Annotated in this window: 16 protein-coding genes; 8 read left to right on the top strand and 8 right to left on the bottom strand. The window is 59.1% G+C overall.

The genetic code is table 11. The annotated features are described in order from the left end of the window. Window positions 1-169 precede the first annotated feature (169 nt). Complete coding sequence (locus ACX3YF_RS04855) at window positions 170-883, top strand: PqiC family protein (RefSeq protein WP_130204968.1); 714 nt, start codon at window positions 170-172, stop codon at window positions 881-883. 273 nt (window positions 884-1,156) lie between these two features. On the opposite strand, the gene ACX3YF_RS04850 is transcribed toward ACX3YF_RS04855, so the two are convergent. Continuing rightward, window positions 1,157-2,677, bottom strand: coding sequence for an AhpA/YtjB family protein (locus ACX3YF_RS04850; RefSeq protein ID WP_448645706.1), 1,521 nt, complete (start codon window positions 2,675-2,677; stop codon window positions 1,157-1,159). Between the two features lie 135 nt (window positions 2,678-2,812). Between ACX3YF_RS04850 and serB the strand changes: the two genes are divergently transcribed. Then, entirely contained in the window at window positions 2,813-4,027 is a 1,215-nt protein-coding gene (gene serB, locus ACX3YF_RS04845) for a phosphoserine phosphatase SerB (protein WP_103403340.1), read from the top strand. 127 nt (window positions 4,028-4,154) lie between these two features. Here the strand turns inward: serB and asd are convergent, their stop codons facing one another. From asd to ACX3YF_RS04830, 3 genes are read right to left on the bottom strand one after another with little or no spacing between them, the layout of a single operon-like run. Continuing rightward, window positions 4,155-5,015 carry an archaetidylserine decarboxylase gene (gene asd / locus ACX3YF_RS04840; protein ID WP_047536672.1) on the bottom strand — a complete coding sequence of 287 codons (861 nt, stop codon included), beginning with the start codon at window positions 5,013-5,015 and terminating at the stop codon, window positions 4,155-4,157. An 18-nt stretch (window positions 5,016-5,033) separates the two neighbouring features. Beyond that, entirely contained in the window at window positions 5,034-5,849 is an 816-nt protein-coding gene (locus tag ACX3YF_RS04835) for a rhodanese-like domain-containing protein (protein WP_130204964.1), read from the bottom strand. Between the two features lie 42 nt (window positions 5,850-5,891). Then, complete coding sequence (locus ACX3YF_RS04830; RefSeq protein ID WP_458943767.1) at window positions 5,892-7,430, bottom strand: HDOD domain-containing protein; 1,539 nt, start codon at window positions 7,428-7,430, stop codon at window positions 5,892-5,894. A gap of 165 nt (window positions 7,431-7,595) precedes the next feature. On the opposite strand from ACX3YF_RS04830, the gene motA reads away from it, so the two are divergent. Then, window positions 7,596-8,447 carry a flagellar motor stator protein MotA gene (gene motA, locus ACX3YF_RS04825; RefSeq protein ID WP_130204960.1) on the top strand — a complete coding sequence of 284 codons (852 nt, stop codon included), beginning with the start codon at window positions 7,596-7,598 and terminating at the stop codon, window positions 8,445-8,447. A 2-nt stretch (window positions 8,448-8,449) separates the two neighbouring features. Then, a complete protein-coding gene (gene motB, locus ACX3YF_RS04820) occupies window positions 8,450-9,526 on the top strand; it encodes a flagellar motor protein MotB (protein WP_130204958.1) in 1,077 nt (358 codons plus the stop codon). Window positions 9,527-9,575: 49 nt separating this feature from the next. On the opposite strand, the gene ACX3YF_RS04815 is transcribed toward motB, so the two are convergent. The 4 genes from ACX3YF_RS04815 to rsgA all read right to left on the bottom strand — a co-directional run bounded on the left by ACX3YF_RS04815 (window position 9,576) and on the right by rsgA (window position 12,679). Continuing rightward, window positions 9,576-10,067, bottom strand: a complete 492-nt coding sequence (locus tag ACX3YF_RS04815; protein ID WP_130204956.1) for a toll/interleukin-1 receptor domain-containing protein — start codon at window positions 10,065-10,067, stop codon at window positions 9,576-9,578. Then, window positions 10,067-11,026 carry a caspase family protein gene (locus tag ACX3YF_RS04810; protein ID WP_458973471.1) on the bottom strand — a complete coding sequence of 320 codons (960 nt, stop codon included), beginning with the start codon at window positions 11,024-11,026 and terminating at the stop codon, window positions 10,067-10,069. Before ACX3YF_RS04810 ends, ACX3YF_RS04815 begins: the two co-directional genes overlap by 1 nt. A 2-nt stretch (window positions 11,027-11,028) precedes the next feature. Next, a complete protein-coding gene (locus ACX3YF_RS04805; RefSeq protein ID WP_130204952.1) occupies window positions 11,029-11,436 on the bottom strand; it encodes a TIR domain-containing protein in 408 nt (135 codons plus the stop codon). 211 nt (window positions 11,437-11,647) lie between these two features. Continuing rightward, window positions 11,648-12,679, bottom strand: a complete 1,032-nt coding sequence (gene rsgA / locus ACX3YF_RS04800; RefSeq protein WP_047536692.1) for a small ribosomal subunit biogenesis GTPase RsgA — start codon at window positions 12,677-12,679, stop codon at window positions 11,648-11,650. A gap of 107 nt (window positions 12,680-12,786) precedes the next feature. On the opposite strand from rsgA, the gene orn reads away from it, so the two are divergent. The 4 genes from orn (at window position 12,787) to ACX3YF_RS04780 (ending at window position 19,595) form a co-directional block, all read left to right on the top strand. After that, complete coding sequence (gene orn / locus ACX3YF_RS04795; RefSeq protein ID WP_130204950.1) at window positions 12,787-13,329, top strand: oligoribonuclease; 543 nt, start codon at window positions 12,787-12,789, stop codon at window positions 13,327-13,329. A gap of 144 nt (window positions 13,330-13,473) precedes the next feature. Further along, window positions 13,474-14,085 carry a trimeric intracellular cation channel family protein gene (locus ACX3YF_RS04790; RefSeq protein ID WP_288100164.1) on the top strand — a complete coding sequence of 204 codons (612 nt, stop codon included), beginning with the start codon at window positions 13,474-13,476 and terminating at the stop codon, window positions 14,083-14,085. A gap of 329 nt (window positions 14,086-14,414) precedes the next feature. After that, window positions 14,415-18,203: a dermonecrotic toxin domain-containing protein gene (locus ACX3YF_RS04785; protein ID WP_458943766.1), complete on the top strand. Its 3,789-nt coding sequence runs from the start codon at window positions 14,415-14,417 to the stop codon at window positions 18,201-18,203. Window positions 18,204-18,560: 357 nt separating this feature from the next. Beyond that, complete coding sequence (locus ACX3YF_RS04780; RefSeq protein WP_223272642.1) at window positions 18,561-19,595, top strand: hypothetical protein; 1,035 nt, start codon at window positions 18,561-18,563, stop codon at window positions 19,593-19,595. The last annotated feature ends 12 nt before the right edge of the window (window positions 19,596-19,607 follow it).

Genomic DNA, 19,607 nt, shown 5'->3' with positions numbered 1-19,607 from the left:
AGAGGCTCCGATCTACGATTTAACCCGTAGATCGGCGCTTTCGCGCTGGAGTCGGAACGCATATTCACGGATGATATGGCCTTTCAAGCGCCGGCGTGGCCGAGCGTTCTTCATATTTATTGAGTATTTTCACTGTGGTCAGCCTTGTGGCGATCACCTGGATGGGACGATGACTGCTCTGCGCCTTCCTTTTATTTTGATGCTCGCTGGCGTTCTTGGCCTGGCGGGTTGCAGCGTTCACCAGCCGGTGTCGCTGTATCAACTGGACAGCGGAAGTCCGGTTCAGCCTGCGCAAAGCGCGGGCATGGCGGTTTTGCTGGGTCCGGTAACCGTCGCTGACTACCTGCAACGCGAAACCCTGTTGCAGCGTCAGCCCGATGGCAGCCTGCAAGCTTCGCTCGATGGTCGCTGGGCCGGTAGCCTGTCTTCCGATATCGACCAGTTGTTACTGCGTCAGGTCGCCGGTCATCTGGACAGCCAGCGTGTCGTGCTGGCGCCTGCCAACGCAGGCTTCACGCCGGATGTGCAGGTGCTGCTGACCATCACGCGCCTGGACTCGGGTGAAAAGCAACCGGCGATCCTCGATGCGCAATGGCGCTTGATCGACCGCCGTGGTCAGGTGCGCGATAACCGCATCATTCATCTGCAGGAGCAACATGCCGGTAACACGGCGGCCCAGGTCCAGGCTCAGGGTGTATTGCTGCAGCGACTGGCCGAACAGTTGTCTGTCGCGCTCAAGCCATTGGCCAACCAGCCACCGATAGCCGAAGCGCCACGTAAACCGGCCGCCAAACCTGCGGCACCGGCGGCAGAACAGGAAAAACAGCCGAAGATCCCGATGGCTGCACCGATTCGTACGGATATGGAAGTGTTCCGCTTCTAAGACTGGATCGAGTCAAACCAAAGCCCGCCTTGTGCGGGCTTTGTTGTTTCTGCTGATTGGAGGCTTCCAGTGCGGCTGATGGCCTCATCGCTGGCAAGCCAGCTCCCACAAGGGTATCTGTTGAGCGCAAATTGTGTGTACGACATCAACCACTGTGGGAGCTGGCTTGCCAGCGATAGCGACTGTACAGGCAATAAAAAACCCGCAGACGAGTGATCATCTGCGGGCTTCAATAGGTAAGGCTGAAAGATCGCAGCCTTCGGCAGCTACGGCTTACGCCCGGCGCTCATGCATCCGCGCCAGCTGTCGTTCAAGCATCGACGGATAAGGCTCCATCAAACGCTCCACACAGCAGGCACCTTCAGGGCTGGCAATCGGGCGGATCCGCGCGCGCTGGCGGATCAGTGCGTCGTCGCTGATCTTGCGTTCCACCAGCAGCAGGTTGCGGCTGTGTTGCGACAAGGCCAGGGCATCCTGGGCGGTGTCGGTCAGCAGCAGGTCGATCTGGCTCAGGCCGAACAGGTCGTCGCCCAGGGTCAGGCCCAGTTGCAATTGCAGGGTGATGCCACTGTCGGCGACTTCGATCTGCAGCTGATGGCCCAGCGCCCGCAGCAACTCGCCGCAGCAGATGGCATTGGTCAGGTAATCGTCGCCGCTGTCTTCGGTATGGAACAGCATCAGCGTGCTGCCGTCGTTCAGGGTGTGCAGTTCGCTCTCATAGAGCGAGGCGGCCTGGTCGAGGCAGTCACGGTAGCGCTCGAGCAGTTCTTCCAGGCGTGTGCGAGGCAGGCGACGCAGCTGCTCCTGAGAGCCCAGTTGCACGGCCAGTACGGCGCTGTGCTGCGGCACGTTCGAAACGACAGGTCGAGCGGCCGGAATCGGTGCGCTGTCTGTCGAGTCATCGAGCAAATCGGCGAAGGCATCTTCGTCATCGTCATCGTCTTCGACGGTGCTGATGGCGCGCCGTGGTGCTGTTTTCATCGCCGCCATCGGACGGCTTTCGTCGAAGCTTGGGTCGCGCAGGTTGCGTACTTCGAAACCCGGCTCTGCGTCGTCGATGTCATCGAATTCCGGCTCTGGCACGGGCTCCGGCTCGGCAGGTTCCGGCGCGAAGTTGGCGTGCAGCTGGCGAGCCAGGTCACCGATTTCGTCCTGACGCTCGGTGGCCGGGGTGTATTCGTCGATATTGCGCAGCCACACCCGCAATTGCAGGAGCGGCGTGGAGATGTGTCGGCCCAGGCGCAGGCTCAAGGCCAGGGACAGGGCCAGCAGAATCGCGCTCAGGATGCCCATGCTTTGCAGGCTGATGGTCATCGGTTGCTGGAACTGGTCCATGTCCAGGCTGATGCGCAGTTGACCGGCGGTCACGTCCTGGAAGGTGATCTTGCTCTGGTACATGCCCTCGGCTTCACCCAGCAGGCCATGCTTGGGACGCTGTCCGGCTTCGGCGAGGATGCGGTTATCCACGCTATAGATGGCGGCGTGGGCCACCAGCTTGTTCTTGGTCAGGTTGTTGAGCAGTACGTTGAGGCTGAGGATGTCGTTGGACACCAGCAGCTCGGTGGCCGAGGTGGCCGTCTGCGTGGTCAGGCTTTCGCCCAGCGCATCCGCTTGTTCGTGCATGGCCTGCTTGAACTGCAAACCCATCACGCAGGCATAGATGACCAGGGCCAGAGCGACCAGGATCACGTTATGGCTGGCGATGCGCAATGCAATCGGTACACGGCGGTGGCGCAGTGCCCGGAAGATCAGCAGGAAGAAGTTGTCGGTTTTTACTGGCGTGGGCCGGTTCACTTGAGCTCGGCTCTTTTATCTGTGAAGTTGACGCGCAGTATAGCGACAGGGTCTAGACCGGCAAAGCGCTCACGGTGCCCGATGGTCACTGAAAGTGGGTAGAATGCGGTTTTTTTCCACCTGCGGGGGTGCGCCTTGCGCGAAATCGTCCTGATAAACATCACGGGAGTCGACCGTCCCGGTCTGACTGCGGCCATTACCGGCGTTCTGGCCCAGGGTGGTGTGAACATTCTCGACATCGGTCAGGCGGTGATCCACGACACCCTGTCGTTCGGCATCCTGGTTGAAATTCCTGGTACCGAGCAAGGCAAGTCGGTGCTCAAGGACATCCTGTTCAAGGGCTACGAGCTCGATCAACAGGTACGTTTCACGCCAGTGTCCGAAGAGGATTACCAGCAGTGGGTCGGCAACCAGGGCAAAAAACGCCACATCGTGACCCTGCTGACCCGCAAAGTGACGGCCGGGCAATTGCAGGCCGTGAGTTCGATCACCGCCAAATACGGCCTGAACATCGACCACATCGATCGGTTGTCGGGGCGCATGCCGCTGGATACGCCGGCGGATAAAGGCAAGGGCTGCATCGAGTTTTCCGTACGTGGCGAAGCGGCCGATCCGCAGGCGCTGCGTGCCGAATTCCTCAGCGTCGCCCAGGAGCTGAACGTCGACATCGCCTTCCAGGAAGATTCGCTGTTCCGTCGTAACCGTCGCCTGGCGGTGTTCGACATGGACTCGACCCTGATCGAAGCCGAAGTGATCGACGAACTGGCCAAGGCCGCCGGTGTAGGCGACAAGGTCTCTGAAATTACCGAGCGGGCGATGGCCGGCGAGCTGGACTTCCGCGCCAGCTTCAAGGAGCGTCTGGCGTTGCTCAAGGGGCTGGATGTCGGCGTACTCGATTCCATCGGTGCATCCCTGCGCCTGACCGAAGGCGCTGAAACCCTGTTCGCCGAACTCAAGCGCCTGGGCTACAAAACCGCCATTCTGTCGGGCGGGTTCACCTACTTCGCCAAGCAATTGCAGGCCAAGCTGGGTATTGACTACGTCTTCGCCAACGAGTTGGAAGTGGTGGATGGCAAGGTGACGGGCGTGGCAATCGAGCCGATTGTCGATGCGCAGCGCAAGGCTGATCTGCTCAAGGAGCTGGCGCACAAGGAAGGTTTGCGTCTGGAGCAGACCATTGCGGTCGGCGACGGCGCCAATGACTTGCCGATGCTGGCAATTGCCGGGTTGGGCGTGGCGTTTCGCGCCAAGCCGCTGGTTAAACAGTCGGCGAAGCAGGCAATTTCCACCCTGGGGCTCGATGGCGTGTTGTATCTGCTGGGCTTCCGCGATCGCGACGGACAACTGTAACGCCGCAAATCACCTGTAGGAGCGAGCCTGCTCGCGATGGACGTTAACGATGACGCGGGCATTCTGAATGCCCGCGGCGCCGTCACGTTTTTCGCGAGCCGGCTCGCTCCTGCGCTGTCGGTCTCTATCAGGCTTTCGGTGAGCCCATTCCCTGGCCCATCTGCACCGGCGAACCCGCCGCCAGTTCTTCAGCCCACTTCACTTGATCCGGCCCGAACAGCACGATAGCGGTCGAACCCAGTTTGAAGCGGCCCAGTTCCGCACCCTTTTCCAGATGGATCGGCGCACGAGCGGCTTCGTCGTAGCGGAAGGTTTTCAGCTCGCGTTTCGGCGGCGTCACCAGCCCGGCCCACACGGTTTCGATCGATGCCACGATCATCGCGCCCACCAGCACGACGGCCATCGGCCCGCGTTCGGTGTCGAAGATGCACGCCACACGCTCGTTGCGGGCGAACAGTTCCGGGACGTTTTCGGCGGTGGTCTGATTCACCGAGAAAATCCGGCCCGGGATGTAGACCATTTCGCGCAGGGTGCCGGCCAGCGGCATGTGCACACGGTGGTAGTCCTTTGGCGACAGGTAAATGGTCGCGAAATCACCGCCCATGAACGGCGCGGCGTTTGCCGCATCACCACCCAGCAATTCCAGCACGCTGAAGCTGTGGCCCTTGGCCTGGAACACGCGGCCGTGTTCGATCGGGCCGAGTTGGCTGACCGCGCCGTCGGCCGGGCTGAGGATCGCGCCCGGTGTCTGGTCCAGAGGACGCGCGCCGTCCTTCAGGGCGCGGGTGAAGAAGGCGTTGAAGTGCTCGTAGGCCGTCAGGTCTTCGACCAGCGCCTGGGACATGTCCACCTGATAACGCTTGGCGAACCAGGCGGTGAATGCATTCTTGAACCAGCGCACGCGGCATTCGGCGATGCAGCCGGCCAGTCGCGAGAGCAAATGGTGGGGCAGCAGGTACTGGCTGAGGATAAACAGACGCTTATTCATTAACTGTCCTTAAAAACCTTAAATCTCTACAGGGGTATCGGGGTGGTTGCCCCATTCGCCCCAGGAGCCGGCGTAGCCTTTGACTCGCGGATAACCGAGGGACTTGGCCACCAGATAGGTGAAGCCAGAACGGTGGTGAGTCTGGCAGTGGGTAATCACTTCTTTGTCTTTGCTGATCCCGAGTTGTTCGAGGATCTGCGGCATGTCGGTGCGGATACGCAGGTTCCGGGACTTGTCCATGCCGGCGGTCCATTCGAAATTGACCGCGCCAGGAATGTGTCCGCCCTTGGCCGCCAGGACTTTCTCGCCGGAGTACTCCAGCGGCCCGCGGGCGTCCCAGATCGCCAGGTCGGCGGCGCCGAGACGGCTTTGCAGGTATTCGCGGGTCGCGGTGGGTTCGTCATGCAGGGTCAATGCAACCGGGCCACCCACAGGAGCGGGGACCTGGATCGACATGGGCAAGCCTTCTGCCAGCCAGGCCGTCAGGCCGCCGTCGACATAGTGATAGTTGCTGTGACCAATGACGTCCAGAAGCCAGATAAAACGCCCGGCCCAACCGCCGCCCTCGTCGTCATAAACCACGTAGACCGCATCGGGATTGTGCCCCAGCTCACCGAACAACGCTTCGAGTGCGGCTTGCGGCGGCATCAGGCCTGGGGCGGGCGCCTGGCCGAGCTGTGTGCGTTTCGGATCGACAAACCGCGCACCGGGAATATGCCCTTCGGTGTAGCGGGCGCTGCTGGTCAGGTCCACCAGAATCAGATCACGGGCATCGAGGCGAGGGAGCAAGTCGCTCGGTTCGATCACCAGCGGCAAGCCAGAGAAGTCAGACATGTGAGGTCTCCAGAGCACAAAAGGGAGGATTGTAGCGCAGCGCTATTGGCCGCGGCGGCTAAAGTTATGCAGCGCTTTCTCGATGCACTGCGCCGTTTTGCCGAAGGCTTGCACGGTGATTTCCGAAAACGGCCCGCCGCCCTGATCCGCCACGACAATCATGATCACCCGGCCATTGTTGACCAGCGAGCGCAGCAGCAGGTGTTCGCCGCCGAACTGTGCACGCAGGCCATTGGGCAGCAGGGCTGAAAATTGTGCGTTGTTGGCCGGGTTGATCCGTACCTGGGCCTGTTGCGAAAGCAGGCGTTGCAGCACGGTGCTTTGGCTGACCGCAAAGTTCATCGCCGCCACTTCTTTGGGCAGCCCCGCCGTTTGGTGCACTCGCAGGTTGGCGTGGGTGCGGTCGGCCATCAGGATCATCACGCGGCGCATGCCGCAGGCGACCAGGGCGTCCCGGGCAGCGATGGTCAAGTGCATGGCATTGGTGAAGTGACTCGGTTCGACCAACAGCTCGGCGCATTGCTTGCGCCATTTCGCCAGGTCCTCGGCGGTGGGCGCCGGTGCCGGCAGCAAAGCGGCATGGACGCGATTCATGCCCCACGGCCAGATCAACGCTTCGGCGGGGTGCCAAAGGTCGGGCATGGCGTGATGGCGCGCACTGTTGGCGGCCTGTTGGTGCAATTGCTGTTGCACGTCTTCCATCGGTACTTGCAGGTAAAGGCTGGTCAGATACTGCCACCGCTGGCTGTGCGGACTGTCCCAGGCCTGGTGCGCCGACAATGCCAGACCGTTGGCCAGCAACACGGTGTTGGCCGGTTGATTGAGCCAGCGGCGCAGGGTCGGATCGTCATCGAGGCGGTTCTGCTGGCGCAATGGATGCTCGCTGTCGCGGGCAATGCGCAGAACCTTCACCAGTTCCCGTTGCTCGGTGAGCAGCAGGCGGTAGCCCTGCTGCACCCAGATCGGCAGGCGCCAGATGTCCGCCAGGGCCTGGCCGATGTCCAGCAGGCGTACGCCAAACAATTGCTTTTCGACCTTGCGCGCCGACTCGCCTTTATGAATGACCCGCAGTTCCCAGTCCTCCAGCAATTGCGGGTGAGTCAGGGCCAGTGGCCAGAGCGGCGACAGAAACAGCAGGCTGCCCCAGTAGATGTCCTGCCACAGGCGCGCCAGGCGACTGGCAAAAAAACCATTGGCCTGTTGCGTGGCGTGCTGGCTGATCATCTGCAATTGACGCAGGGCTTTGGGGATGTCGGTTTGCGGCAGTACGGGCATCCGGTCGAGCAGTTCTTCGGTGCGTTTGAGGCCAAGACGATTGATGGCGACCTCAAGGTTTTCCGCCGGCTCGGTCATGCTGCCATGGGTATGCCGGTTGGCTTCGCGAATCACGCTCAAGGCCAGGGGCGGGCTTTCCTGCATCAATTCGGCGATGTCGCGCAACGAGCTGCGATGGTCGCGAATGGCCAGCCAGACGCGGTCATGAATGGCCTTGGGAACCGGCAGGCGCACATCATCCAGAAGCTTGACCCAGCCTTCGAGTGTGGTCGGTTTTGGCGTTGGAACGTTCGTTTCGTTAACCATGTTGGAGGCGATCATCGTCAGCGTTAACTGTGCCCGGAGTGGGTCAAATTGGCTTTTCGCCTGAACTGGCTATAGTCTGGCGCAGTTTTGCCGATAAGTAGAAGAAGAGATTTTTTAACTTCCGAATATGACCTTGAACCCGACTCAGTAAGTGCTCTCCTACCTATGGCTAAAATTATCGGCATCATCGTCGTATTCGCGAGCGTGCTCGGCGGATACGTGCTCTCCCACGGCAAAATTGCAGCCCTGATCCAGCCTTTCGAGGTGATGATCATCGGCGGCGCGGCCCTCGGCGCATTCCTGCAGGCCAACCCCGGCTACATGACGATGCACGTGCTCAAGAAATCCCTGAGCATGTTCAGCTCGCGTTTCAGCCACGGCTTCTACCTTGAAGTCCTGGGCCTGATCTACGAAATTCTCAACAAGAGCCGCCGTGAAGGCATGATGGCGATCGAAGGTGACATCGAAGATGCCGCCGCGAGCCCGATCTTCGCCAAGTACCCGGCGGTCCTGAAGGATGAGCGCATGACGGCGTTCATCTGCGATTACCTGCGCATCATGTCTTCCGGCAACATGGCACCTCATGAGCTTGAAGGGCTGTTTGACATGGAACTCTTCAGCCTCAAGGAAGACCTGGAGCATCCATCCCACGCCGTGAACGGCATTGCCGACGCCATGCCCGGTTTCGGTATCGTCGCGGCGGTACTGGGTATCGTGGTGACCATGGCGTCCCTGGGCGAAGGTGACCAGAAGTCCATCGGCCTGCACGTGGGTGCGGCACTGGTCGGTACGTTCTTCGGTATTCTCGCCGCCTACGGCTTCTTCGGTCCGCTGGCCACTTCCCTGGCCCACGATTCCAAGGAAGAACTGAACGTCTACGAAGCCATCAAGGCCTCGCTGGTCGCCTCGGCTTCCGGCATGCCGCCATCGCTGGCCGTGGAGTTCGGACGCAAGGTTCTGTACCCGGCGCACCGTCCTAGCTTCGCCGAGCTGGAACAAGCGGTTCGCGGTCGTTAAGCATGGAGAACAATCAGCCGATAATCATCAAGCGCGTCAAGCGCTACGCCGGTGGGCATCACGGGGGCGCCTGGAAAATCGCCTTCGCCGACTTCGCCACGGCGATGATGGCGTTCTTCCTGGTGTTGTGGCTGTTGTCCACGGCGACGCCGGAGCAGAAGATCGCCATCGCCGGTTACTTCAAGGACCCGATCGGCTTCTCGGAAAGCGGCACGCCTTACATCATCGATCTGGGCGGCACGCCGACCCTGGCGCCGGAGAACACCCTCAACCCCGAGGTGAAGTCCCAGCCACAACCGGACAAGGTAACCGTCGACGCCGAACAGGTCGAAGGCATGGCCGAGATGGTCGAGAAGGAGCGTCTCGAACTGTTGCTGCAAGAGTTGCAGAACAAGGTCGAAGAAAATCCGCAGTTGCAGAAATTCAAAGACCAGATCATGTTCGAGATCACCCCGGACGGCTTGCGCATCCAGATCGTGGACGCCGAAAACCGGCCGATGTTCGACTCCGGCAGTGCCCGCTTGAAACCGTATTTCGAAGACATCCTGCTGGCCATGGCCGACACCATCAAAGCGGTGCCGAACAAGATCAGCATCAGCGGCCACACCGATGCCAAGCCGTACACCGGCACCGGTGATTTCGGCAACTGGGAACTTTCGGCCAACCGTGCCAACGCCGCCCGCCGTGCGCTGGTCGCGGGCAGCTATCCGGATCAGCAAGTGGCGCGTGTCGTGGGGTATGCCTCATCGGCGCTGTTTGATCGTGAACATCCGTTCAATCCGATCAACCGTCGTATCGACATCATCGTGCTGACCAAGAAAGCCCAGCGCGCCATCGAAGGTTCGCAAGGGGCCGAAACTGCCCCTGATGCCACGAAAGAAAACGGGACGCCCGGAGCAGCGCCGGCTGCACCCGTCGATCCGAATGCGTTGCCGGCGGACAAGGAGCCGCTGCCGGCGCATGAGCTTCGCGAGCGTCTGAATTTGTTCGATGATCCGGTGCCGAAACCGTCAGCGCCCGGGAGTGCGGCACCAGCCTCTGCTCCCGCCACTGCACCGGCCTCAACGCCGAAGCAGTGACCCACAAAAAAGGCCGACATCGCAGTCGGCCTTTTTTGTGGGCGCGATTTCAGAAACCGCGGGAGATTCTGGATTTGAGATCAATATGAAACCGATCGGCGTTCGTTCTGTTGACGCTGCGCATGGACTCGCTGCCGGTGATCGACTCCAGTGACATCGAGCGTTTGAGTGTCGCTTCATTGCGATAGGCATCAATGAAAAAATCGATGTCCTTTTCGCGCGTCAGTTTCGGCCATTTATCGAGGTACAGCGGCAGTTCTGTCGGTCCGGTCTTGAACGAGCAGATGCGCCGGTTGGTAATGGTGGCCTCGCCAATTTCGAACGGCACCCACCAGGACAGCGCGGTTTTTTCCGACACCACCGCCAGCAAATGCGTGCACTCACTGATATTGCGGGTGATTACGCCGGTGATGTCGTCGGTGGTCTGGGACTCTGGGTCCAGCACGTCCAGGTAAGTTCTGATGTTGGCCTGCATCAGGCGGCTGTTGATGTTCATCGCATAGGCGCGATCCATATGGCGGTAGCTGATAAACACAGGCATCAGAAGTGTCCCTTGATCGCGAGTTCGCGGTAATAGGCGCCGAGGGCAGTGAGGCGACATCCGGTGGAGTGAATGGCGGCGTAATACATATGTTCGGCATCCACCGGTTCGACCAGGCTGTGGCGGTTGCACTTTTGCAGTTGGGCGAAGACTTCGCCGTGCTCCGGGTTGAATTCAGGTTCGGTGGGCTCAAAGCTGGGGGCGAGAGGGTAGACCGACTCCGCTTCGGCAAACCACTCGGGCAGCTTGCGCAGGATTTCCTTGGGGATCAGCGGCGAGACCTCGCGCAGGGAAATGAACTGCGACACATTGGTCTTGAACACCGGCCGCTGCTCCCAGGCGTCGAGGGCGTTGTCGACGAATGAATAGAGGCTGCCCGGGGTGATTTTGCCGAGGATGTTCGCGGCACCGCCGTGCAATGCCTGAAGCAGCAAACCGGTAAAGACTCCGTGGCCGGCGCCTTCCATCGCCGGCTGTTCTTTTTTACATGCCGTCAGAATGGTCATGCCCTCGCCAATCACGCTGCTTTCGCTGCGCAATGCGCGTATTTCGCCAGCCGACCCGCCCTGGCAGCAGTCGAGAATGATCACCTTGTTTTTGATTTTCGTGGCTTTGCTCGCCCAGTTCAGGATATCGCTGATCCGGATACCGTCCTTTGCGGACTTGTAATCCTGAGGGATCAGCATGCCTTCGTCGGTATCGAGGTCGAAACTGCCGTGGCCGGCGAAATACAGCAGCGCGACATTGCAGTCGCCGGAGAACAGTTCGCGGATCTGGTCTTCGAGCTTTTCGCGACTCAAGTCGTCTTCGGCGGAGGTGAGCACGACGTTCTTGAAGTTCGGATCGCCATTGGCGTCGGTCTTCAATACCGAGGCCATGGCCATCGCGTCGTTGTTGCAGCCACTCAACTGGGACACATGGGTGTAGTTGTTAATGCCGATAAACAATCCCTTGCGCATGGTTACACCGCCGTATGCTGGCGAATGGCACTGACGATGCTGTTGGTGTTCCACGCACATTCGGCATGTGCGGCATCCCGTACCGCCGTGGAAATACGCTCGGCGCCGAACGGTTTGATCGCGATGATCACCTTGCCCATGCGCCTGGCGATTTCGATCTCCTTGTTGATCCACTTGCTGTAGGCCGAATACATCCCGGCCATGATCAGCACCGCCGAACAAGGGCGGATTTTGTTTTCAATGGCCAGCTCAAGTTGCTTGTCGGTTTGTGCGCCAACGATTGGATTGTGTGGGGGGACTGAAAAGTTCTTGAAGGTGAAGGTCGGGTGCGCGGTGAGCAGTTTTACCAGTCTGTCGTGGGCATCGGAGTAGTTCCACGAATGGCTGATGAACAGGTGATAGGTTTGCATGGGTGCCCTCGGTGTCGCCTGAATGCGAAGAGGGCTCGAATGTATGCAATTGAGGGGCACTGACAAGGCTTGCGCGGCGAATCAGAAATGCCCTGCAAGTGCGGGGGCGGACGTCTTACAGAAGCGTCTGATGTTTAAGGCGGGAGGGTATTTGTAGGCAGGAACGAGCGATCGCCCGCCCCCGTGGGGGCAGGGCGGTCGATGCGTCTGTTTAGTAGCCGTTTTCCGGCAGGCTGGCGATGATCGAGCGGTAGCTGTTCATTCGTTGTTGCTGCACGCGGCCATCTTCCAGGGCCTTGAGCAGGGCGCAACCAGGCTCGCGGTCGTGCTTGCAGTCGCGGAAGCGGCAGGTGCCGAGCAGGTCGTTGAACTCGATGAAACCGGCTTCGACGTCGGCACGGCTGACGTGGCCAAGGCCGAACTCCCGGATACCCGGTGAGTCGATCAGCTCACCGCCACCGGGGAAGTGGAACAGTCGCGCGGTGGTGGTGGTATGAGTGCCCTGGCCGGACAGCTCGGACAACGGCCCAACGCGGGTTTCGACGTTGGGCAACAGGCTGTTGACCAGCGATGACTTGCCGACACCGGACTGGCCGACGAACACGCTGATGCGTCCGTCCAGCTGCTGTTGAAGTTGCTCCATGCCGTTGCCATGGTGCGCCGACACTTCCAGCACCGGGTAACCCAGTGTGCGGTAAACCGCGAGCAGAGCGTTCAGTGCCGGCGCGTTGTTTTCGTCGATCAGATCGAATTTGTTCAACAACAGCAGCGGCTTGATGCCGGCATGCTCGGCTGCGACCAGATAACGGTCGATCAGATTGGCATGGGGTTCGGGCAGCGGGGCGAAGACGATCACGATCATGTCGACGTTGGCCGCAACAGGCTTGAGCTGGCCACGGCTGTCCGGACGGCAGAGTTCGGTGTTGCGTGGCAATTGGGCCACGATCACGCCGATGCCCTGGTTGCCGGCACGCCAGACCACTCGGTCGCCGGTCACCAGCGCCGGCAGGTTGGCGCGCAGGTGGCAACGGAAAACCTCACCGGCCTGTTCGCCATCAACGGCCTCGACTTCGACTTGCACGCCGAAGTGCGCGATCACCAGACCGTGCTGTTCCGGGCCCAGGTCGCCGCCCTCAAGTGCCTCGACAGCCGAGGACTCGCGTTTGGCGGCGCGGGCAGCGCGTTCGCCCTGAATCTTTTCGATGCGCCAGTTTTGACGACGATTGAGTTGGCGTTTGGCCATGGGTGTTCCGTATCAAGAATGCAGCGATTAGGTAAAACGGCCGCGAGTTTAGCACGCCCGGCCACCGGCCTAGGCTAAACTGCGCAGCATTGCCTAGGAGCCGACACATGCAAAACCCGCAGAATCTGATCTGGATCGACCTGGAAATGACCGGTCTGAACCCTGATACCGACGTCATCATCGAAATGGCCACCATCGTCACCGACAGTGACCTGAACACTTTGGCTGAAGGCCCGGTGATCGCCATCCATCACAGCGACGAAATCCTCGCCGGCATGGACGAGTGGAACACCCGTCAACACGGCGGTTCCGGGCTGACCCAACGTGTGCGCGAGAGCCGCATCAGCATGGCCGAAGCCGAAGCCGAAACCATCGCGTTCCTCGAGAAGTGGGTGCCGAAGGGCAAGTCGCCGATCTGTGGCAACAGCATCTGCCAGGACCGGCGCTTCCTTTATACCCACATGAAATCCCTGGAAAGCTATTTCCACTACCGCAACCTCGACGTGTCCACGCTCAAGGAACTGGCCGCGCGCTGGGCGCCGGACGTGCGTGACAGCTTCAAGAAAGGCAGCACCCACTTGGCCCTGGACGACATCCGCGAGTCCATCGCCGAGTTGCAGCACTACCGCAAGCATTTCATCAAGTTCTGATCAGGCGCCGCGAGGGCTGTTGTGGCGAGGGAGCGCTTCGCACTCCAGCGGGGCAAGCACCCTCGCCTCGGGTTTTCCGATTGCCCTCTTTTGGTGCTTGGGTGAAGTGAGTAGACTGCGCGCCTTTCTGCAAGGACCGCCACCATGTTGCTGATGCTCTACCTGATCGCCATCACCGCCGAAGCCATGACTGGCGCCCTGTCTGCGGGCCGTCGCGGCATGGACTGGTTTGGTGTGGTGCTGATTGCGTGCGTCACGGCGCTGGGCGGGGGGTCGGTGCGTGATGTGCTGCTGGGGCATTACCCACTGACGTGGGTCAAGCACCCGGAATACCTGGTGCTGACCTCTGTTGCGGCCATGGTGACGGTGTTCACGGCACGCTGGATGCGTCACCTGCGTTCGCTGTTTCTGGTGCTCGATGCCGTCGGTCTGGTGGCGTTTACCCTGATCGGCTGCATGACCGCCCTGGAAATGGGCCACGGCATGCTGGTCGCATCGGTCAGCGGGGTGATCACCGGGGTGTTCGGCGGCATCCTGCGGGATATCTTCTGCAACGATATTCCACTGATCTTCCGTCGTGAGCTCTATGCCAGCGTCTCGTTCGCCGCGGCGTGGTGCTACATGTTTTGTCTGTACCTGAATTTGCCCGGCGAACAGGCCATCCTGATCACCCTGTTCGGCGGTTTCCTGCTGCGCTTGCTGGCGATTCGTTTTCACTGGGAAATGCCAAAGTTTGTTTATAACGATGAGCAGTGAAGGATCTGCATAACGTTCAAGCGAAGATGCGGTAATTATTTAACGCATAGTGGATGGTTGGCTTTTATAAACTGAAGTTCAACTTCGGTTTATAGGCTGCTTGTATGTTTGATATATGTTTTGAACGTTGCACGGATGATGGTCATAAGCGATTCATTGAAGAAAAAATTCCTGATTGGTTAACCCAGGCATCACCCGACAGACGCTTGGCTTTGCGGCAAGCACCTGTCATCGTTCCTGAATGGTACCGAACGGTATCGGCGGCTTCACACGCAGAATTGGCGCAGGCGGTCAAAGCCAGCTGGATATCCCAGGCCAGGCTGGACCGGGTGTTCGAGTCGTTGGCCGATGCCCGGCGGTTTGCCGAGCCCTTGCTGCGCCAGGCGCTGAAGAATCGATTTGGCGTTGAACTCGATGTTACCCGCTCATACTTGCGGCTCTATTTGCCCAAAGGCATTTTGCCGGGGTATCAAGTTAAAACCCTTTCCCTGTTAGACGCGGCCTTGCATAACTTTGAGAAGAAGGAAGCCGCTGACCAGTACTTTGATAATGCATCCTGTTTTATCAGCGAACCTGATAGCCGAGGCCATTTTCATGTATTGCCCATTAACGAACGAATAACGATCGGCGCCTTTGCTTCAATGTGCCGCGAACTGGATATCGGCGGTCAGTACGCATCACAATTGGAGGCGATTCTGTTACCCAGGGATTCGGTGGCCAAGGTCGGACTGGCGTTCAGGGTCAAGACCAGTCAAAAAGATGCGTTCAGGGCGGCTGTGCTCCTGGCGCGGATGAAAGGGGACATCGGTACCGATTCCCAGGCGTCGCTGCTGCGGCTGCTGGATGGCGTGTCGAGTCTGGCGTTGCGCTGCTACCAGCTGCAGATCATGACGGCCCGGCTGACCGGGATCATGGTGCTGGCGGGTGATCTGGAACGTTCATCCCGCGTGGAACCGTTGATCGTGTACGTGCCTGACGATCCACAGCATCCGATCAAAGAGTACCCGTCGGCCCTGGCGTTCAAGACGGCATTGACGGAGCAACTGCGTTCACCGGCCTATCAACGTTTTTTTGCCCGGTTCATCGCCCATGAGCAGCGCGGTTATTTTTTTGCCGAACTTGACCAGCACTTGAATGCCGAGACCTGGCATGCAGTAAAGCCGGGTGACCCGCGGCCGGCCTGGCGACGCACGCCCGTCGACAACCCCAAGTTGCGTTTCCACGCGCACCCGGTTCAGGGTGATCCATGGCAATGGCTGTATCAGGACAAGCTCGACAAAATCCTCAATGACGCGCGCATCATCGCCGTGCCCACGACCGATGAGGATCGCCAGTCGCGCTGGGCGCTGTGGGACAGCCTGGAAAACGTGGCTTCGATCGTCGTGCAGGTCGCAACCCTGGTGGCAATGCCCTTCGTGCCGTTTCTGGGTGAAGTGATGCTGGCGTACACCGCTTATCAATTGCTCGAGGAAACCTTTACCGGTGTTCTTGATTGGGCTGAAGGGCAAGTGTCCGAAGCCGCTGATCATCTGTTGGTCATCGCCGAGAACCTCGCGCAGCTCGGTGCTTTCGGGGTGGCGGGGGCTGTGGCCGGAAAGATGCTCCCCCTCAAGCCGTCGGCGTTTATCGAGGGGCTTAAACCGGTAGCACTGCCCGACGGTCGCATGCGTTTATGGAATCCCGACCTGCAACCCTACGAACAAACCGCCGCGCTGCCGACCGGCGGCCTACCGGACGAGCAGGGGCTACAGCATCACGCCGGCAAAACCTTTTTGACGCTTCAGGGGCGCACTTATGCAGTGGGCGCCGAGGCTGAAAGCGGTACGTATTGCATTCGCCACCCGCAGCGGGCGGACGCCTACCGACCGCGACTCGCCCACAACGGCGCCGGCGCCTGGGCCCACGAGGTCGAGCGACCGATGCAATGGCAGGGGGCGCAACTGTTCCGGCGCCTGGGGCACTCGGTTGCAGAGTTTTCCGACGAGACTGCGCAACGCATATTGGCGGTCAGCGGGATCGATGAAGCGATGCTGCGGCACCTGCACGTTCACGCGCGGCGTCCACCGGCCTTGCTGGAGGATACGATTCGACGTTTCAAGGTTGATGAGCGGGTTCGGGCGTTTCGTGAATACGTCGCCAGCCCGGACCCTGGCATTTACGCCAAGGCTGACGTGCCTCTGCAATTGGAGCTGCTGAAGACGCAGGAGGTGGTGTTGTCCGAGGGGCAGTTGCTCGACGGCAACGTGATTCAAACCGTTGTGACCACACTGGAAGAGGGGGCCCTGAAAAGACTCCTTGGGTTAAGCACCGCGCCGGGTGACGCGCTGCCGTCAGTGACGGTTCGTGCCTCGCTGCTGCGCAGCCGCATGGCGCAATGGGCACAAACCCGTCGCGAACAGTTGTTCGGGGCCCTTGAGGAGGCTTTCGAGTCAGGCGCGGACAGCCACACCCGGCAGATGCGCCGGGTTTTTCCACGGTTGCCGCGCACGATCGCGCAGGAGTTGTGGGCCGAGTCCGGAGCCGCCGAACGCCTGCACCTGCACAACAGGCATGGCATGCCGCGGCGAATGGCTCACGAAGCGCTGTACTACCTGCGTGAATTGCGCCTGAACCGCGCCTATGAGGGACTCTACCTGGAGGCGCAATCAAGCACGGATACAGACATGCTGGCCCTGCATATGCTCGAAACGCTCGACGGCTGGTCGGCGGACATTCGCATCGAAGTGCGTGACGTCGATGTGGCGGGCGCTCTGCATGACAGCATCGGCCGTCCCGATGCGTCGATACGCAAGGTTCTGGTCAGGCAACAGGGGCGATACGAGGCCTTTGATGAGCATGGCGAGGCGCTCCATGGCCTGGATAATCTGTTCGGTGCGGTCCAGCATGCGTTGCCCCAGGCGCAGCGCGAAGCCATTGGTTTGCCTCACGTCGGGCAGGGGGGGGCGTTGGAGCAGGCCATCAGGCGTCGGCCATTGTTGCCGCGGTCCGAATTGCGAGCGTTGTTCGGACAACCGTCTCTGGAACCCGGTGCGCGCTCTCCCATGGGACTGGCGGTAGGTCGCGCCGGTTATCTGCTGGGCGGTGGTGACAGCTTGCCCACGGCATCCGGCGCGATTGAGCCGCGCTTGCGCAGGCTGTTTCCCACGTTGGCGGAAGAAGATTTACAGGCCTTGCGAGAGACCCGCCTGGGTGCCGATCCGTTGCCAGCCCTGGTCCACCTGGAAAATGAACACCTGACACTGCTCAATGACCTGCAGATCTGGGCCGACGACGTGCCCGCTCGTCACCCTCTGACGGATGTTGCGCTGTCTGCCGAGGTGAGCGCCGCGCAAAAGCGTAACCGCGCCGCTTTCATTGAGGTGGTGAAGGCCTGTTGGCGCCGGCAACTGACCCCGGAAAACCGCTTTGACACCCGCCGGTTTTTTTCAAAACTGGACGTCATTGGCGACTTGCCTGAACTGTCGGCGGATTTCAGTCATGTGTCCGAGTTTTTGCTGGTCAACAGCAGTGGTTGTCTAAGGGCAGGCCGCTTTCTTGAACGCTTCCCCAATCTTCAGTTCCTGACGATGAGGGGCGTTCGCCTGGAGTCCTTCCCTGTCGAGACCTTTCAGATGCGCTCACTCATCTGCCTGACGCTCGAGAATTGCGACCTTCGTTTGACGCAGGCCACTGCAGAAGGGTTGGCTCATATGGAGAACCTTGAAGAGTTGGACCTGGACAATAATCCGTTGGGTCTCAGCCCTCAGGTGGTCCACATGAAGAAGCTTGAGCGGCTGCACTTGAAGTCCACCGGATTGAGGGAAGTGCCCGATGGACTGTTCGGGTTGGAAAAATTGGCGTTTGCCGACTTGACGTTCAATGAAATTGTAGAAATGCCTGATGAGTTGTTCGATGTGCCTGATACCCGCCCTGTGAATTACAACTTTACGGATAACCCCCTGAGTGCTGCGAGTCAGCAACGTGTTTCCGAATATAAAAACAATTTCAGCGTTGATAAGCAGATCCTGATTCAGGTGGATGACGAGTTGGTAGACGAATTTCATGAGCTTGGTATCGAAACCGAATCCGATGAAAGTGGGCTGGAAACGGGTGATGAAAGTAGTGTGGATGACGACTGAACAAAATCGATGTGTTGATTGTTGTTGCGATTGCTGCGTGTTTTTCTGAGGGCTGTAGTCGGTCTGGTTTTAGAAATATCAAGTCAAGAAGAGCTGAAGTTGTCGCGCGTCAAGTGCTTAAGCTAGAGGGCGCGCGGTCTTCAGCTCTTCCGTTTCTTCGAGGGCTGAGTGTTCTCATTGGTTATATGGGTGAGTGGAAATAGTCTGTTAATCTTGTGAATGGTCGCGATCTGTCTTTCTTGTTATTTGTTTTTGGTAAGAGCGTGTAGTCAGGCAGTGGGTGAAGTTTCCAGTTGTCGGATACAGCATTCAATGCAGCCAAAAGGTTGCTACTAAAAAATGGCAAGGAATATGGATATGAGTGACTCGAAAGAACCTGGTGTTGAAATCGTTTCTGTTGAAAATGCGTTGCAAGCGCAGGCACCCGTGCAGATCGATAAAGTAACCAGGCTTGAAGTCAGATTCGAAGCGCCTGGCGTTGAATCGAAAAGGTTATATGCCAATGGCAGAATGCAGGTGCGGGTATGGGTCTTTGTAGAAGCCCAGGATGCAGATGGTAATCCTGTTTCGCTGCCATATTTTCCTGACCTGTTTTCGGCAAGGTTGATCGAATATCACACTGGCGAGCCTTTGAAGGTGGATGTCTATACTGGCAGCCCGTTGCAGGGGTGGAGTTCCAGCCCTATCGAGAACAAGTATTCCCATGAGGTACCGGGATGGGGGCTGTCGTCCTTGGTCAGCGATCGTCTTTCCGCCTTTCGACAGGCACCCCTGGTGTTTTGGGTGTCGTCCTCTGTCGTCGGACAGACACAAATCGCGGTAGAGGTGACGCTGCAAGGGAAAGTTTACAGGAGTAACAATACGACTAACCCGGATGGCAGGAAAATAAACAAAAGTGTCGTACTCCATGCTGAGAGAAAGGCGACTTATGCAATTGATCAGTTTCGCTGGGATTTGGAACGACTAAATATTAAGAGTGTGGATGAACAATTTTTCTTATACCATCTAGGGCTCTACCTTGGTTCGACACAGGTTGAACTTTTTTCGTGGGAAAGCGCGAAGTACAATCCGGACAGCAAATATCCGATAAATTTTTGTCGAATGAACCTGGAGGGTGCTGCGCGGGCGATAAGATTCTTTACTGGCGTTTTCCCTTCTGCTGTTCAGAAGAGCGTCCGAGTCAATATGCCAGGCTGGCAGTACGACATTGATGTGCATAAACGATCTGGAGAGCTCTCGTTAGTTAAAGGTCTATCGCCAAGGCGCGCTGATGATTTTCAGGCTCGGAAAGAGACGTTCCCGTTTATCGTTATTGATGAATTCGGTAATGATCATGCGCTGTCGATCCAAATAGATGAGCGTAATCTCAAGTTTAGTTTGCACAGGGGTTGATACTCGCCTGGC

The organism is Pseudomonas fluorescens group sp. PF-69 (assembly GCF_054481235.1).
This window is presented reverse-complemented; position numbering and strand designations above follow the sequence as displayed.

Bases quoted from the DNA above. Each gene is read 5' to 3' on its own strand.
- ACX3YF_RS04855 (WP_130204968.1), top strand. From the start codon at position 170: ATGACTGCTCTGCGCCTTCCTTTTATTTTGATGCTCGCTGGCGTTCTT.
- asd (WP_047536672.1), bottom strand. From the start codon at position 5,015: ATGAATAAGCGTCTGTTTATCCTCAGCCAGTACCTGCTGCCCCACCAT.
- ACX3YF_RS04835 (WP_130204964.1), bottom strand. From the start codon at position 5,849: ATGTCTGACTTCTCTGGCTTGCCGCTGGTGATCGAACCGAGCGACTTG.
- ACX3YF_RS04830 (WP_458943767.1), bottom strand. From the start codon at position 7,430: ATGGTTAACGAAACGAACGTTCCAACGCCAAAACCGACCACACTCGAA.
- motA (WP_130204960.1), top strand. From the start codon at position 7,596: ATGGCTAAAATTATCGGCATCATCGTCGTATTCGCGAGCGTGCTCGGC.
- motB (WP_130204958.1), top strand. From the start codon at position 8,450: ATGGAGAACAATCAGCCGATAATCATCAAGCGCGTCAAGCGCTACGCC.
- ACX3YF_RS04815 (WP_130204956.1), bottom strand. From the start codon at position 10,067: ATGCCTGTGTTTATCAGCTACCGCCATATGGATCGCGCCTATGCGATG.
- ACX3YF_RS04810 (WP_458973471.1), bottom strand. From the start codon at position 11,026: ATGCGCAAGGGATTGTTTATCGGCATTAACAACTACACCCATGTGTCC.
- ACX3YF_RS04805 (WP_130204952.1), bottom strand. From the start codon at position 11,436: ATGCAAACCTATCACCTGTTCATCAGCCATTCGTGGAACTACTCCGAT.
- rsgA (WP_047536692.1), bottom strand. From the start codon at position 12,679: ATGGCCAAACGCCAACTCAATCGTCGTCAAAACTGGCGCATCGAAAAG.
- orn (WP_130204950.1), top strand. From the start codon at position 12,787: ATGCAAAACCCGCAGAATCTGATCTGGATCGACCTGGAAATGACCGGT.
- ACX3YF_RS04790 (WP_288100164.1), top strand. From the start codon at position 13,474: ATGTTGCTGATGCTCTACCTGATCGCCATCACCGCCGAAGCCATGACT.
- ACX3YF_RS04780 (WP_223272642.1), top strand. From the start codon at position 18,561: ATGAGTGACTCGAAAGAACCTGGTGTTGAAATCGTTTCTGTTGAAAAT.